The organism is Streptomyces sp. NPDC019890 (genome assembly GCF_044903445.1).
GTDB lineage: Bacteria > Actinomycetota > Actinomycetes > Streptomycetales > Streptomycetaceae > Streptomyces.
Genome location: NZ_JBJDQK010000005.1, coordinates 116,764 through 131,960 on the forward strand (window position 1 = coordinate 116,764; position 15,197 = coordinate 131,960).

Annotated in this window: 13 protein-coding genes and 1 tRNA gene; 9 read left to right on the forward strand and 5 right to left on the reverse strand. The window is 70.4% G+C overall.

Annotated features, from left to right (window positions below; all coding sequences use genetic code 11):
- Positions 1–32 precede the first annotated feature (32 nt).
- Entirely contained in the window at positions 33–1,187 is a 1,155-nt protein-coding gene (locus tag ACI2LP_RS15550) for an FAD-dependent oxidoreductase (RefSeq protein WP_404725050.1), read from the forward strand.
- A 233-nt stretch (positions 1,188–1,420) separates the two neighbouring features.
- Positions 1,421–1,543, forward strand: a complete 123-nt coding sequence (locus tag ACI2LP_RS15555) for a hypothetical protein (RefSeq protein ID WP_404725051.1) — start codon at positions 1,421–1,423, stop codon at positions 1,541–1,543.
- Positions 1,544–2,735: 1,192 nt separating this feature from the next.
- Here the strand turns inward: ACI2LP_RS15555 and ACI2LP_RS15560 are convergent.
- A tRNA-Ser gene (locus ACI2LP_RS15560) sits at positions 2,736–2,822 on the reverse strand.
- 140 nt (positions 2,823–2,962) lie between these two features.
- Positions 2,963–4,534, reverse strand: a complete 1,572-nt coding sequence (locus tag ACI2LP_RS15565; RefSeq protein WP_404725052.1) for a S1C family serine protease — start codon at positions 4,532–4,534, stop codon at positions 2,963–2,965.
- Between the two features lie 246 nt (positions 4,535–4,780).
- On the opposite strand from ACI2LP_RS15565, the gene ACI2LP_RS15570 reads away from it, so the two are divergent.
- From ACI2LP_RS15570 to ACI2LP_RS15580, 3 genes are all read left to right on the forward strand, one after another.
- The gene (locus ACI2LP_RS15570) at positions 4,781–5,581 is read left to right on the forward strand and encodes a glycerophosphodiester phosphodiesterase (RefSeq protein ID WP_404725053.1); all 801 of its coding nucleotides are present in this window, start codon (positions 4,781–4,783) and stop codon (positions 5,579–5,581) included.
- A gap of 53 nt (positions 5,582–5,634) precedes the next feature.
- A complete protein-coding gene (locus ACI2LP_RS15575; RefSeq protein ID WP_404725054.1) occupies positions 5,635–6,234 on the forward strand; it encodes an ATP-binding protein in 600 nt (199 codons plus the stop codon).
- Positions 6,235–6,453: 219 nt separating this feature from the next.
- Positions 6,454–7,446, forward strand: a complete 993-nt coding sequence (locus ACI2LP_RS15580) for a DUF5926 family protein (RefSeq protein ID WP_404725055.1) — start codon at positions 6,454–6,456, stop codon at positions 7,444–7,446.
- Between the two features lie 195 nt (positions 7,447–7,641).
- Here the strand turns inward: ACI2LP_RS15580 and ACI2LP_RS15585 are convergent, their stop codons facing one another.
- Both ACI2LP_RS15585 and ACI2LP_RS15590 read right to left on the reverse strand, forming a co-directional pair.
- Positions 7,642–8,247 (reverse strand): hypothetical protein, encoded by a 606-nt coding sequence (locus ACI2LP_RS15585; RefSeq protein WP_404725056.1) that lies wholly within the window; start codon positions 8,245–8,247, stop codon positions 7,642–7,644.
- A 267-nt stretch (positions 8,248–8,514) separates the two neighbouring features.
- Entirely contained in the window at positions 8,515–9,198 is a 684-nt protein-coding gene (locus ACI2LP_RS15590) for a bifunctional DNA primase/polymerase (RefSeq protein ID WP_404725057.1), read from the reverse strand.
- 456 nt (positions 9,199–9,654) lie between these two features.
- On the opposite strand from ACI2LP_RS15590, the gene ACI2LP_RS15595 reads away from it, so the two are divergent.
- Both ACI2LP_RS15595 and ACI2LP_RS15600 read left to right on the forward strand, forming a co-directional pair.
- The gene (locus ACI2LP_RS15595) at positions 9,655–11,205 is read left to right on the forward strand and encodes a PP2C family protein-serine/threonine phosphatase (RefSeq protein ID WP_404725058.1); all 1,551 of its coding nucleotides are present in this window, start codon (positions 9,655–9,657) and stop codon (positions 11,203–11,205) included.
- Positions 11,206–11,292: 87 nt separating this feature from the next.
- A complete protein-coding gene (locus ACI2LP_RS15600) occupies positions 11,293–12,777 on the forward strand; it encodes an aminopeptidase P family protein (protein ID WP_404725059.1) in 1,485 nt (494 codons plus the stop codon).
- A gap of 72 nt (positions 12,778–12,849) precedes the next feature.
- Here ACI2LP_RS15600 and ACI2LP_RS15605 read toward each other — a convergent pair whose 3' ends face one another.
- The gene (locus ACI2LP_RS15605) at positions 12,850–13,332 is read right to left on the reverse strand and encodes an ATP-binding protein (RefSeq protein ID WP_404725060.1); all 483 of its coding nucleotides are present in this window, start codon (positions 13,330–13,332) and stop codon (positions 12,850–12,852) included.
- Between the two features lie 235 nt (positions 13,333–13,567).
- Between ACI2LP_RS15605 and ACI2LP_RS15610 the strand changes: the two genes are divergently transcribed.
- The gene (locus tag ACI2LP_RS15610; protein ID WP_404725061.1) at positions 13,568–14,356 is read left to right on the forward strand and encodes a hypothetical protein; all 789 of its coding nucleotides are present in this window, start codon (positions 13,568–13,570) and stop codon (positions 14,354–14,356) included.
- 96 nt (positions 14,357–14,452) lie between these two features.
- Positions 14,453–15,193, forward strand: coding sequence for a YcnI family protein (locus ACI2LP_RS15615; protein WP_404725062.1), 741 nt, complete (start codon positions 14,453–14,455; stop codon positions 15,191–15,193).
- Positions 15,194–15,197: the final 4 nt, after the last annotated feature.

A 15,197-nucleotide genomic window follows, 5' to 3' on the forward strand; every position in this document is an offset into this window, starting at 1 on the left:
CGCCCCGCCGGGCCCTGACTAGAGTGCCGGGCATGGCGTTCGACGCGGATGTGGCGGTGGTGGGGGCAGGGCCGGTCGGCCTGAGCGCCGCACTGCTGCTCGCCCGGGCGGGGCTCGGTGTGGTGGTGCTGGAACGCTGTCCCGATCCGGTCACCGAGTCCCGGGCGACGGACCTGCACGCGCGGACCATGGAGGCCCTGGCCCCGAGCGGGCTGGCCGAGTCGCTGCACCCGCTGGGCCGGCGCGTGGACATGGTGGAGATGTGGTCGCAAGGGCGCAGGCTCGGCGGCTTCGGCCTGGCACGGCTGCGCTCCCCGTACCCGTACATCCTGACCGTCCCGCAATGCGCGACCGAGGGCCTGCTCGCCGCGGAGGCCGAGCGCGCGGGTGTGCGTGTGCACCGCTCGGTGGCCGTCCGGTCGGTCGACGAGGACGCCGACGGCGTGACCGTACGGTCGGACGCCCTCGACCCGCTGCGCGCCCGCTGGGTGGTGGCGGCCGACGGTGCGTCGAGCACACTGCGCGCCCTGGCCGGTACGGCATTTCGCGGCCGGACCTATGCCGGCACGTGGCAGCTCGCCGACCTGCGGGTCGAGGATCCCTCGCTGGACCCGGCGCGAGTGCACATGGTCGGCGGGCCGCGCGGCCTTCTCGTGGTACTGCCGATGCACCTCGACGGCTGGGCCCGGGTGGTGCTGCACCTGCCGCACGGCCCCGCGCCGAGCGGTGCGGACGGCCCGGCGCTGCTCGCCGCCGAAGCGGCGGCCCGGGGGTGGACGGCGGCCGTCCGCGAATGCCGCTGGACGAGTACCTTCCGCACCCACCGACGCATAGCCGCACGCCACGGGAGCCGGCGGGTACTGCTGATCGGCGACGCCGCCCATGTGTGCAGCCCGGTCGGCGGGCAGGGACTCAACCTCGGCCTGCGGGACGCCGTCTCCCTCGCCGCCGCGCTGCCCGGTGCGCCCGACCCGGCGGCCGACGCGCTCACGGCCTGGCGCCGCGCCCGCCGCGCCGACGCCCTGCGCGTGCTCGCCCGCACCGACCTCGCGACCCGCGCCTGGACGCTGCGCTCGGCACCCGCCCGCGCCGTACGGGACGCGGCCCTGCGCGGCGTCCTCACCACCCCGGCCGGGCGCCGCCTGCTCGCCGAGGCGGTCGCCGGACCTCGCCCGCCCCGATCCTGAACCCGCCGCGGGCCCGCATCGCCGCATCGCCGTCAGCAGCATGGCCGTCGGCGCCAAGTCGGGCTCACCCGACCGCAATTCCCGAAGCGCCGACCTGAGCTCGTCCACGTGGCGGAGGTCTCATCGCTGAATCCGCGGCGAACCGAGCTCATGGACCGCCGTTTCGCCGACCGTGAGGCCCGGCAGGCACGAGGACGCAATCTGGTTCGACTCCTGGCCGGCCTGTCGAACACGTGGAAGTCGCCCGCCGGGCCGGCCACAGCATCGCTGTGCTGTTCCGCTTCTACGCCAAGCTCCTGCGCGGCGAGCAGTCCCGTTCCAACCAGCTCATCGCGCAGGAGCTGAACAAGGATTAAAAGGATTAAGAGGAGCCAACTGGGGCGGGTCGTGGCGAAGGGGACCGGCCCGCAGTGGCTGGTGTCGGACGACCTGGGAAGGGGGGTTGCGCCTCTCTTGCCGGTGCGAACGCGTCGGCGTTGCTATCCCGGCATCCGTCTTCACGCACTGCGCCAGCGCGTGGTCGCACAGCCAGGGCCGTCCAGCCGTCCCGGTAGTGCGGCAGTTCCACGACCCGTGCTCCGGCCGCCTGCAAGAAGTCTTTGACGGCGCCCGCCCTACGGTCGTCGAGGGAGAACACCCATTGTCCAGGGATAAGGACCGTGTGAATGAGGCCCACCGACGCCCGGGCGAGCAGCAGCCGCAGCTGGGGCTGAACCATCCGGTGGGAGACGCCATTGTCCAGGAAAACAGAGGGGGCGTGGAGTCCAAGGATGTCTGCGTGTACTTCCAGCGCTCGCACATGGAGTGTCATGCCCCAGATGTCGTAGGGGAAGCAGCGCAGGTAGGCCGCGGTGGGGGTGCCGATCTGGCAGGGGTGGGTGCTGGTCATGGGACGTTCCTAGCTGAGCGAAGAGCCGTGCCGGCCCTGCGATTCCGCTCGTTTGTGCCCGGTGCCTGAACGAGGAGGCTGGGATGGGTGCCGACGCTTGAGAACGTGGCTGTGCGTGTCCGACGCGGTGCCGCCTGGTGGGTGGCTTGACGGGGCGGGCATAGGCCGGACCTGCAAATCGCCGCGATCGGCAGCGCTCTGCGGGGCTGCTCTCTCAGGGCTTTCCCGCAAACAGGGTTCGGCTCGGGAAGCGGGTGGCGTGGGCCGGTTGCGGCTCTGCCGTTCCCACTCTTCGGTCCACCTCTCACAATGGACCGAACCCTGCAAAATGTCTAGACCACTTCAAATACTTCACCGTCGTCGGCGCAGCCTGCGACTACTTGATGAGCAAGTAGCCCTCAGAACGGTCTGCCACAGAGGTGCAGGAGCAGTATCAGGCGATCGTCTTGACCGACGGGGCGCTCACGATGTCTGTCGCCAGTGATGTTCAGACAGGCGTCGCTCGGACGCCGCAAGCCTAGGAGGCTGGCCCACAGATGGCCCATACGCACTGGTCAAACCTGGGACACGGGCGAGTCAGGGTGAGACAGGGTGCATGAGAAGGGGTGCCACTCCGGAGAGTGGCACCCCCTTCTGACCTGCAACCTTCTGACCTGCTGCGGTGGGTGTGGGATTTGAACCCACGGTGACATCGCTGCCACGACGGTTTTCAAGACCGTTCCCTTAGGCCGCTCGGGCAACCCACCCACGCCCCGGCCACCTGCCCCGGAGCGGGCTACAGACTACCGGCCCGGCGTAGTGCGCCGCAGCAGCGTTCCGCAGGCGCGAGCCCGAGGGAGGACACCGCCGGCCGGCGCTCCCGAGCCCGCCCGGGGGAGGGGCGTGGTCAGCTGTCGCCCGTGCGCTTGCCCAGGGTGACCTCAGCCGTGTGCTCCTTGCCGTCTCGCTGGTAGGTCAGCGTCACCTTGTCACCCGGCTTGTGGTTCCAGATCTCGCTGATCAGCGTCGGGCCGCTCTCCACCGGCTTGCCGTTGAACCTCGTGATGACGTCGCCCGCCTTCAGCCCCGCCTTCGCCGCCGGGCCGTTCGGGGTCACCGCCTCCGTGCCGCCCGCGCCCTCGGAGGCGATCTTGGCGCCCTGGTCCTTGCCCGACATGTCGACCGTCGCGCCGATCACCGGGTAGACCGGCTTGCCCGTCTTGATCAGCTGTTCGGCGACGTTCTTCGCCTGGTTGATGGGGATCGCGAAGCCGAGGCCGATCGAGCCGGCCTGCGTCTGGCCGAAGCCGCCGGTGCCCGCCGACTGGATCGCGGAGTTGATGCCGATCACCGCGCCGCGCGAATCGAGCAGAGGGCCGCCGGAGTTGCCCGGGTTGATCGAGGCGTCGGTCTGCAGGGCGCTCATGTACGAGTTCTTGCCGCTGGAGCCGTCGCCGGAGGCGACAGGACGGTTCTTCGCGCTGATGATGCCGGTGGTGACGGTGTTGGACAGGCCGAAGGGCGCGCCGATCGCGATGGTCGAGTCGCCGACCGCGACCCTCTCGGAGTCGCCGAGCGCCAGCGGGGTCAGCCCCGAGGGCGCGTTCTTCAGCTTTACTACGGCGACGTCGTAACCCTGCGCCCGGCCCACGACCTCGGCGTCGTACTTCTTGCCGTTGGAGAAGGTCGCGGAGAGCGTGCCGCCGTCGGCTGCGGAGGCCACCACATGGTTGTTCGTGAGGATGTGGCCTTCCTTGTCGTACACGAAGCCGGTGCCCGTGCCACCCTCGGTGCTCTCTCCGCTGTCGCCACCGCCGCCCGCCTTCGCCTCGATGGTGACGACGCTCGGCAGGGCCCCGGCCGCGACCGCGGCGACCGTTCCCGGATCACGCTTGAGGTCTCTGGGGGCGTCCTGCGCAGCGACCGTGGTCGAGCCGAAGTTGTCGTCGTTGCGTTCGGCTGCCCAGTAGCCGATGCCGCCGCCGACGCCGCCCGCGACGAGTGCGGCGACGAGCACTGCTGCGACCAGTCCGCCGGAGCGTTTGCGCGGTGGCTGCGAGGCCTGGTCCGGCGCGCCCCATGCCGGACCGACGCCGCTGCCCCCGCCCCCGTAGGAGGGGAGGGAGGGTGGGGGCGGCGGCCATCCGGCCTCCGGGTGCTGCGCCGTGGCCGGCGCGGCACCCGGGAGCGGACCAGGCAGCGGCGCGGTGGCGGGCTCGGGCTGGGGGGGATGCCCGGGCCGCTCCGCCGCGGCCGCTGCCGGCTCAGTGGGGTGTGTCCCCTGGTGCGTCCCGTCGTGTGTCCCCTCGTCGGTTCCGCGGTGGGTGTCGTATCGCGTGTCCGATGTCCCGTCCGAACCGGACGTCTCGGCTCCCGGTGCGGACGCGGGCGTGCCCTCGGGAGCGGCGACCGGCACAGGAGGTACGGACGGGGCGGCCGGAACCGCAGTGCCCTCGTTGCCCTCGTTCTCGGTGCTCACAGCTCTTTCTCCTCAGGTTCCACGTCAGTCTTCGGCAAGAGTCCGCTCTGCAGCTGTCTGCCGTCAGCTTTTCCCACCGCACGTCAGGCCGCTGTAAGCAGGACCTGTGCATGTCTCGGGCAATCCTTTACTTCCGACAAAACGGATGCAGCTCCAACGCCACCGTACGGCCCCTCGGACTAACCCGAACGACCCTCGGACGGCCCCGTGCACGCGCCTACCCCGTCACGGTGGCACCATGACGCGGTGACCCAAGCACGGCAGCACAACATCCAGGTCGTTGCCCACCGAGGGGCCTCCGAAGCCGCCCCCGAGCACACCCTGGCCGCGTACAAGATGGCCATCGAGGACGGCGCGGACGCCCTCGAGTGCGATGTGCGGCTCACCGCCGACGGCCACCTCGTCTGCGTCCACGATCGTCGCGTCAACCGGACCTCCAACGGCCGGGGCGCGGTCTCCGCACTGGAGCTCGCGGATCTCGCCGCCCTCGACTTCGGCTCCTGGAAGGACAGCGAGGAGAGCCCCGACTGGGGGGACAGGTCCTTCACCTCCGTACTCACTCTCGAACGGCTCCTTGAGCTGGTGTCCGACTCCGGCCGCCACATCGAACTGGCCATCGAGACCAAGCACCCCACGCGCTGGGCCGGTCAGGTGGAGGAGCGACTGATCCAGCTGCTCGGGCGCTTCGGTCTCGCCGACCCGGTGACCGCCGACGACTCGCCCGTACGGATCATGAGTTTCTCGGCACGTTCCCTGCACCGGATCGCGGCGGCCGCGCCGAACATCCCCACCGTTTATCTGATGCAGTTCGTGACGCCGCGGCTGCGCGACGGACGGCTGCCCGCCGGGGCGCGGATCGCGGGCCCGGGCATGCGGATCGTACGCAACCAACCCGGCTACATCGCCCGGCTGCACGCCGCGGGCCACCGCGTCCATGTCTGGACCGTCAATGAGCCGGAGGACGTCGAGCTCTGCGCCCGCCTCGGCGTGGAAGCAATCATTACCAACCGCCCCAAACAGGTGCTGTCCCAACTGGGTCGCCTTTAAAGCCAGTTACAGGGAGTGCACCGGCGCGTTCGCTCCGTACTGGATCGTTACGAGTGCGTCACTGCCTCGCACTTGGCCGGTTTCCGGTCCAGTCCATTGGGGCATTCACACCGTGGCGTGGGGCAAAGGAGGTCTCGGGGGTGGCGTTTGTGGTGGCACAGGAGGTGCCCACGTCGTCGAGCATGGCCGTACCCCATGGCCCTGCGGGCGTGGGTAAGGCAAGACACCGTATGCGTGAGCAATTGCGCCGCAGCGGGGTCTCCGAATCGGTGGTCGACGATGCAGTTCTGATCCTTTCCGAACTTCTCAGTAACGCATGCCGACACGGCAGACCGCTGGGTCGCGCCGATGTGGGCGACGGTGACATCCGCGCGGCCTGGCGCTTCGACCGGGCGGGTCGGCTCACCGTCGAGGTGACGGACGGAGGCGGCCCGACCCGGCCGGTTCCAGCCACGCCTTCGGTCACCGCACGTGGCGGCCGGGGGCTCAACATCATCAGCGCGCTGGCCCAGGACTGGGGTGTCCGTGACGGCGCGACGGGTGAGGTCACGGTGTGGGTGATCGTCACCGAAGGCCACCGCCATGAGGATTTTGCTACGCGCGTCGCTGGTCCCGGCTTCGACTTCGCGGAGTCGTTCGACCATCTCGACTGAGGGGCGCGCGGGATGGTGCGACGGTCCCGGCCCGGGGCGGAGCGGGGGCGGGACCCGCGGGGCGTACGACAGCCTCGCCCGATGCCGGACCGGCTCGCCCGATGCCGGACCGGCTCGCTCGACCAACGCCGGACCCGCGCCACTGAGCCCCCGAAGCGGCGGCGGGCGGCTAGGCTCGCGCCCGACACAGCACCACCGCAGTCGGGAGAGAGCCGCATCATGGCCAAGAAGCGCCCCCAGACCAAGGCCGCCAAGTCGCAGACCGCCGGCGGAGCCCGCGCCGCAGGCGCTGATGTGAACGTCCCGGTCGTCGGAGCCCGCGAGCCCTGCCCATGCGGCTCCGGCCGCCGCTACAAGGCCTGTCACGGCCGGGCCGCCGCACACGCCGTGACCGAGCTGGTCCAGCGCCCCTTCGAAGGACTCGCCGGCGAGTCCGACTGGGTGGCCCTGCGCGAACTGGTTCCCGCCGCGACCGCCACGCTCACCCTGAAGGACGGACTGCCCGAGGGCGTGCCGTCAGTGACCCTTGCGACCGTACTGCCGATGGCCTGGCCGGCGCTGCGCCGCGAGGACGGCTCCGTCCTGATCGGCCTGCAGAACGACACATCGTCCGGCGACCTCAGCCGCGACCTCGCCGACACCCTTCAGCGGGCGCTGACGGCCAAGCCCGGCACCCCGGTCGCAGGACAGCGCGCGTCGGCCGACGGCCCGCGGCTGCAGGACCTCCTCGACGAGAGCGCCGGATTCGAGCCGACCGTCCACTCCGGCTTCGAGTTCTGGGTCCCGGACTCGGCGGAGGGCGCCACCCCCGAGGTGTCCGCCTCGCTGGAGCGCGCGAACGCCGCTGCGATCCCGACAGTGAAGCTCTCCGGTGTCGACGCCGCCTACTGGTGCGAGACCCCGGACAAGAACCATCTGCGCTGGGTCATGCCGCACCCCGAGGAGCAGCTCCTCGACGCGCTCGCCCGTCTCCACGCCGCCGGTGGGTCCACGCTCGGCGAGGGCACCCGCCTGGTCGGCTCCTTCCGTGCGCACGGGCTGATGGTCCCGGTCTGGGACCTGCCGAGCTCGATGGGCGCCGAGGAGTGCGAGAAGCCGGCGGCCGAGCTCGCCGAGCGGCTGGCGAAGGCGCTGAAGACCGACACTCCCCTCAGCGCGGAGGAGCGCCGGGCGCGCGGCGGGCTCACCAACCGGCAGGTCACCCTGAGCTGAGAGTGACGGTTTCTGTCGACCGATAGGTGACTCCAGTCACAACTCGCGCTATCGGCAGCTAAATCACTGTCCGAATACCCGAGATCGAATTTGCGAACTGCAGATCTCTTGTTACCGTTCTAGAAGCCCGGTCGCTGGTGCATCCCCCGTCGCCAGCGACCGGGCGCTTCCATTTCCGCGGAACGGTTGGTTCCATCAATGGCCAGCAGGAGCAGCCGAGTTGCTGCCCGAGCGCAGCAGCAGCGGCCCCTCCCCAGAACCGTCCGCAGTCGCGAACTCCGCCACCGCGGAATATGCCGATACAGCGCCCCGAGAGGGCTCACGCGGCGTCTCACAGGCATCCGGATCATCCCTCTCGCCGACCGCGCAGTTGGTCTGCAGAGTGCGCCCTCCCGGCCCCATCAGGGTGAGTACGGACGTCAATTTCCCGCCCGTCGCATTGCGGTAGTAGGTACGCGCCCAGGTGTCGTGCCCCTCGGTCAGTACGCAGGTCTGCGCCTCGACCCCGTCGGGAGAGGTGAGTTCCGGCCCACATAGGGCGGAGGTCTGCGGGGCAGTCGCGCCGGTCACTGGGGATGGCGCCGACGGGGTGGCGGCACCGCCGAGCCCGGGCCGCGCCGCCGGCTTCCGTTCGCTCTTCGGCTTCGCCTCGTCCGCGGGCTCGGCGCCGGATACCGGCCATAGTCCTCCGCCGGAGCCTTTGGCCCGCGAGGTACCCCCAATAGGGCCGGCCTCGGCGGCCAGCGGCAGCAGCGCGGTGAACACCACGGCCACGGCGAGCCCGATCATGCGGAGATTCATGGGTCCACCTGCCGAGTGCGCGGGAATTCCTGACGGTGGGCCGAAGATATCGACGGAATGCGGGCGCCCGGGGAGCCGCGCGCCCAATTCCCGTACAAGTCGGGCCGGCTGCTACCCGTACGAGTGACGCAGCCGGCCCGGTTCGTGATCCCTGGGCTCGGTGGTCGTGATCCCCGGGCTCTGCTGTCGTGATCCCCGAGCTCGGTGGTCGAGATCCATCGACTCGGTGGTCGTGACCCCTCGACCGGGTGGTCGAGATCCCTGGACTCAGTAGGCGAGGCGGCTGCCGCCGTCAGGTGCGCTCGTGCTCGCCTCGACCAGCGCGTCCACCACCGCCTCCACATCCGGCAGCCAGGGAGCCGCGGAGCCGGGCAGCGGCGCGCGCTCCCAGCGCACCTGGCCCGTCCCTGTCTCGGACGGCGGCAGCACGAGATAGCCGCCCTCGCCGTGGAAGCGCAGCGAGCTCGGCACGCAGTCCTTGACGAAGAGCAGCTCACCGAGCTGTTCGAGGGTGTACGGAGCCACCAGCAGCGACCAGCGGGTGGGCGTCGCCACAACGGGGCCGAGCCGCATGCCCATCCGGTCCAGCGCGGAGAGCGCACGAGCCCCCGCGACAGCGGGCAGGCTCACCGCGCAGGGCGCGCGGCCTCCGGTGGCCAGCATGATCGGAGCGGTGGGCCGGTTGGTCCACCACCAGCGCACCATCCGCTCGTCGGTGGTCGCAGCGAGGATTCCGGGGTCGAAGGGGTGCGCGCCGGGTACGACGCACTCGGGGTCGGGGCAGGCGCAGCCGCGCCCGCGGTCACCGCGACTTCCGGCCACTTTCAGTCCTACACCGGGGAGCACGGGCCATTTCCACTCGGCGGCGCAGGTGAGCGCCGCTTCAAGCTGAACAGGCCCCCTCTTGCGCCGGAACCGGAGCCTGCGTCGCCTTCCGAGGATCTCGCGCATGAGCGCTCGTTCCTTTCCGTTGAACGCCGAGGTCCACATCACACCATGTGTGCAGCTCTTCACTGTGCGTACAAATCGGCGCATCACCGCCCCTTGCCGGTGGCATGGGCGACCCCCCGCTTCGCCTGCGACAGGATCGCCGCCCGGGGGCCGAACGTGGGCTGTAGTCCATTAAACGCGTGGCGAGGGGTGGCGCGCGCCTGGCGCTTGCTGTCCCGTTGAACTTTTTCCCCGCCACTCGGGGATGAGGCGTGGGTCTCCGGATGTTAGGACGCCCGGGCCCGTCGCCAGGTTCCGGGGCGATCCCAACTGCCCCTGGCCATCACCGTTTACGTACCCATCACGCTTGGAATGACGCGTTGCCGAACGCCTTCAGTCGACCTCAATTGGCCGCCAGGGGGCGCATTTTTCGGCCAAGTTCAAGGTCACGTAGACACCACCAATCCCACTGGTCCAATGCTGGACATCCCCTTACTTGTGCGTGTACATGTGGATGCATTGATAGCGGCGCAGAATGACATGGGGGTTTGCGATGCTATTGAGCGAAACGCACCAGTCGGAAAGCCGGCTGCCATGAGCGCCCCTCACCTGCCGAAAGTGGCTGGAATCGATTCAGCGGTTCCGGCTCACCCGCACACTGCGGCGGACCTGCCCGCCATCCCTGCCGCTCAGCCCCCTCCCGGCGCGGTGATTCAGGACCGGCTGGCCGGCTGGGTCTCCGATCTGACCACCCTCCACGAACTCACCGAGCGCCTGGCCAGAACCGGTTCTCTGGACGATGCCCTGCATGAACTGCTGCGCGCGGGAGCCGCCCTGGTCGGCGCCCGCCGCGGCCTGGTCGTCCTCGAACCTGTGCCGGATCCCTCGGGGGCCGACTGCTTCGAACCGGACCGCGGCCCCGCCCTGACCAAGGGTCTCGGATTCACCCATGCCGAACTGGGCCACATCGAGACGGTGCCGCGCGACGCGACCGCGTACGGCCGGATCCTCGACGGCCGGCTCCCGGACGGGCGGTCCGGTCCGGCCGGCCCCCTCCAGGCCGTCGCCCAGTCCGATCTGCTCGGGGACAAGAGCCTCGACACCCGCCACCGAGAGGTCGCCGGCCGCCTCGGCTACGCGGCCAGCTACACCGTGGCGCTCGCCTCCGAGGCGGCCGGCACGCTCGGCGCGGTCGTCTGGATGTACGACGAGCCCGCAACGCCGGTGGAGCGCCAGTGCCATCTCGTCGGGCTCTATATGCGGTACGCCACCGAGCACCTGGCCCGTCTGCTCGAGCTGGAACACGCCCGGGAGACGGTGGCGACCGTCGCCGAGGAGTTGCTGCCCAGCAGACTGCCCCGGGTGCCCGGTGTCCAGCTCGCGGCCAAGCACCGCACGACTGAGCACGGCGGCGGCGACTGGTACGACGCGCTGCCGCTGCCCGAGGGCGCGCTGGGGCTCGCCGTCGGCTCGGTCAGCGGATCCGGGCCGAGCGCGATGGCCGCAATGGGGCGGCTGCGCGCATCGCTGCGGGCGTACGCCGTGATGGAGGGTGAGGACCCTGTCGCCGTACTCTCCGATCTGGAGCTGCTGCTGCGGCTGACCGAGCCGGCGCGCACGGCGACCGCGCTTTTCGCGTACGCCGAGCCGGCCAACAGAAAGATCGTGCTGGCCGGGGCGGGGCACACGCCGCCGCTGGTGGTCGGCGAGCGGCGCACCGAGTTCGTCGAGACGTCCCTCTCGGCGCCGCTGGGGATGCTCGCCTGCTGGGAGGCGCCCAGCGTCGAGCTCTCCCCCGAACCTGGAGAAACGGTGCTGCTGTACACGGACGGGCTGCTGCGGCGTACCGGAGATCCCATGGACCGGGCGTTCGCCAGGCTGCATGCCGCGGCCGCGAGCGTGCCGAAGTCGCTGCGCGGCGACCCGGGGGCGATCGCCGACCATGTGCTGCGCACGGTGTTGCCGGAGGGGCTCGACGAGGCCGGCAGCGGTGAGGACGTCGTGCTGCTCGCCGCCCGTTTTGACTGATTCCTCGCACGTTGTCCACAGGGCGCCGGGCCGTCTTCCCGTCGCACATACGATGGAAGGCGGTCCAGTCGTATCGAGGAGGCAGACGTGGCCGAGGAGCTCACCCCGGCGGCATCCGATCCTGCTGCTGACGCAGCGGGCCCGGACGAAGAAGAGCAGCCCATCAAGCAGCGCAAAAACGGCCTGTACCCGGGCGTGTCCGACGAGCTCGCCGAGAACATGACGAGTGGCTGGGCGGACACCGAACTGCGCGATCTGGAGCCCATCGCGCAGGCCCCGCACACCGCAGCCCGCCGTGCCGCTCTCTCGGCGCGTTTCCCCGGCGAGCGTCTGGTGATCCCCGCGGGCAATCTGAAGACCCGCTCCAATGACACCGAGTACGCCTTCCGCGCCTCCACCGAGTACGCGTACCTCACCGGTGACCAGTCCGAGGACGGCGTCCTGGTCCTGGAGCCCAAGGGCGACGGGCACCGGGCCACCATCCATCTGCTGCCCCGCTCCAACCGTGCGAACGGCGAGTTCTGGCTCTCCGGCCAGGGCGAGCTCTGGGTCGGCCGCCGGCACTCTCTCGCCGAGGCCGAGCAGCTGCTCGGTCTGCGTGCCAAGGACGTGCGCGAGCTGCCGGAGCGGCTGCGCGAGGCGAGTGGACCGGTCCGCGTGGTACGCGGACACGACACCGGCGTCGAGGCCGCGCTGACGGACAAGGTCACCGCGGAGCGCGACGAGGAGCTGCGCGTCTGTCTCTCCGAGGCGCGTGCGGTGAAGGACGAGTTCGAGATCGGCGAGCTGCAGAAGGCGTGCGACTCCACCGCGCGCGGCTTCGAGGACGTCGTACGGGTCCTGGACAAGGCCGAGGCGACCAGCGAGCGCTATATCGAGGGCACCTTCTTCCTGCGCGCCCGCGTCGAGGGCAACGACGTCGGCTACGGATCGATCTGCGCGGCCGGCCCGCACGCCACCACGCTGCACTGGGTGCGCAACGACGGCCCGGTCCGCTCCGGCGAGCTGCTGCTGCTGGACGCCGGTGTGGAGACGGACTCTCTCTACACCGCGGACGTCACGCGCACGCTGCCGATCAGCGGCCGTTTCAACGAGCTGCAGCGCAAGATCTACGACGCGGTCTACGAGTCGCAGGAGGCCGGTATCGCGGCCGTGCAGCCGGGCGCCAAGTTCAGAGACTTCCACGACGCCTCGCAGCACGTGCTCGCCGAGAAGCTCGTCGAGTGGGGTCTGGTCGAGGGCCCGGTGGAGCGCGTCCTCGAGCTGGGTCTGCAGCGCCGCTGGACGCTGCACGGCACCGGCCACATGCTCGGCATGGATGTCCACGACTGTGCCGCGGCGCGCACCGAGGCGTATGTCGAAGGGACGCTGGAGCCGGGCATGTGCCTGACGGTGGAGCCCGGGCTCTATTTCCAGGCCGACGACCTGACGGTGCCGGAGGAGTACCGGGGCATCGGCGTCCGGATCGAGGACGACATCCTGGTCACCGAGGACGGCAACAGGAATCTGTCGGCGGCGCTGCCGCGGCAGGCCGACGAGGTCGAGGCGTGGATGGCCTCGCTCAGGGGCTGACCGTACGACGTCGGACAGACGTGCGGAATGACGTACGGAGCGTAATGACGTAGGGAGCGGAGGGCGCGCGGCTCAGGAGACCTTGAGCAGCGCGTTCTCCCGCCATTTCAGGATCTTGTCGAAACTGACCACCGCGCCGTGGCCCGGCCGGTTGCGAAAGTCGACATGGTCGGCGAGCTGCTCGATCAGGCACAGACCGCGGCCGCTCTCGGCGGTCGGCGAAGCCTGCGGCACGGAGTACGGGCACTGCTCGCCGTGCCGTACGGCGAAGCCTGAATCCGGCACCGGGAAGCCCGGGCCCGAATCGGCCACCTCGATACGGCACTTCTCGCCGTCGAGATAGGCAGTCACGCGGTACGCCGCCGAGGCATCGCCGGAGTCCTGGCCGCCGCCGTGCTCCACGGCGTTCGCACAGGCTTCGCCGAGTGCGACCGAGAGCTCGTAGGAGACGTCGGGATCGACCCCCGCGGTCTCCATCGTGCCGAGCAGCAGGCGACGGGCGAGCGGGACGCTCGCGGCTTCGCGCCGCAAGTGGAGAGACCACCAAATGCTCATGCTCCAGCCTCCTGGCTGCGGCTCGACATACCGATACGTATTGCCACAAGACACGGTCCGTAAGCGCACAGTTGACGTGATTGCGCTCATTCGGCGGACGCGCGCGGCTCGCGCGGCGGTGTATGCCGCCGCGCACCCGTCAAGCAGTGCACTCGCCCCTGAGGATCTTCGACAAAGGGGATCTTCCGGACCTGGCGCATGAGCCGTCCCACCACAGTGCGATGATGACCCGGCCATGTCGTCCATCCCCGTTGCACGCGCCGGAGCCGGTCCCCGGCTGCTGAGGGCCGCGGTGTTCACCGCGGTCTGCGTTGTGCTGTCCGCGACGGGACATGCGCTGGCCGCCTGCGCGGCGGTCCCGTGGTGGACGCTGGCCGCAGGGTTCATCGGGGTGTTCGTGCTGGTCGCGCCCTTCGCCGGGCGGGTTCGCTCGCTGCCGTCGATCACCGTCGCGCTGGCCGTCGGACAGCTTGCTCTGCACGCGCTGTTCGGGCTCGGGCAGCAGCACCGGCTGCAGCTCGCCCCGACGGCGGACGACGCGCTGATCAGGATGGCCGCGAGGCTGGTCTGCGGGGCAGGTGCTGCCTCGCTGAGCCCCGCGGACGCCCAGCGGATCGTCAGCAACGCGGGCATCATCCCGCCCGGGCACGCCGCCCATGCGCACATGGCCGAGGCAGCCGCCGCATCGCCGCGGCTGCTGCCCACACTCCCCATGCTGCTGGGACATCTGCTGGCCGCGCTCGCGACCGGCTGGCTGCTGCGGCGCGGGGATCTGGCGCTCGGGCGCCTGATCCGGCTGTCGGCGGACTCCGCCCAAGAGGTGGCCGAGGTGGCGTGGCTGCGCCCGTTGCGCGCGGCGCTCGGACTCGTACGCGCCTTGCGCGCCGGTCTGGCGGGGGCACCCGCGGTGGATCCGCGCGCTCCCCGGCGCGCGTCCGGCCTTCCCGCGCCATCGGCCGGCGAGGCACTCCAGCACACGGTGATCAGGCGCGGGCCTCCCGCACAGCTCGCTCTCGCAGCCTGACGCGGCCCACTCGACGGGAGTGGTGCCGTGGTGCCCGCGCACCCCGATGTGCCCGGCACACACCCACCTCTTCTGAACTGTGGAGTGTCCACCGCCATGAACGTTTCCCGTATCGCTCTCGCGACCGGTGTTGCCGCCTCCTCCGTGCTGCTGCTGTCCGGCACCGCCTTCGCGCACGTCAGCGTGCAGCCGCAGGGCGAGGCCGCCAAGGGCGGTTATGCGACGGTCAACTTCAAGGTCCCCAACGAGCGCGACAACGCCTCGACCGTGAAGCTCGAGGTCAACCTGCCGACCGAGCACCCGCTGGCGTCGGTGATGCCGCAGCCCGTGCCCGGCTGGAAGGTCGAGGTCACCAAGGCGAAGCTGGCCAAGCCGCTCGAGGTGCACGGCAAGCAGATCACCGAGGCCGTCTCGAAGGTCACCTGGACCGCTGACGGTTCCAAGATCGGGCCGGGCCAGTTCCAGCAGTTCCCGCTCTCCCTCGGCCGGCTGCCCGAGGACGCCGACCAGTTGGTCTTCAAGGCACTGCAGACGTACGACAACAAGGAGGTCGTGCGCTGGATCGAGGAGACCAAGGAGGGTGCTCCCGAGCCCGAGTCCCCCGCGCCGGTCCTGAAGCTTTCGGCGGCGACCGAGGACGAGCACGGCGGCGCGAAGGAAGCATCCGCCAAGGACGGCAAGAACGCCGGGCACGGGCACGACGAGGACGCCAAGTCCGAGACGGCGTCCGACGAAAGCAGCGACACGACGGCGCGCGTCCTGGGCATCGTCGGCATCCTCGCCGGCATTGCCGGTGTCGCCTTCGGCGTCCTGGCCGGCCGTCGCCGCTCCTCCTGACGCT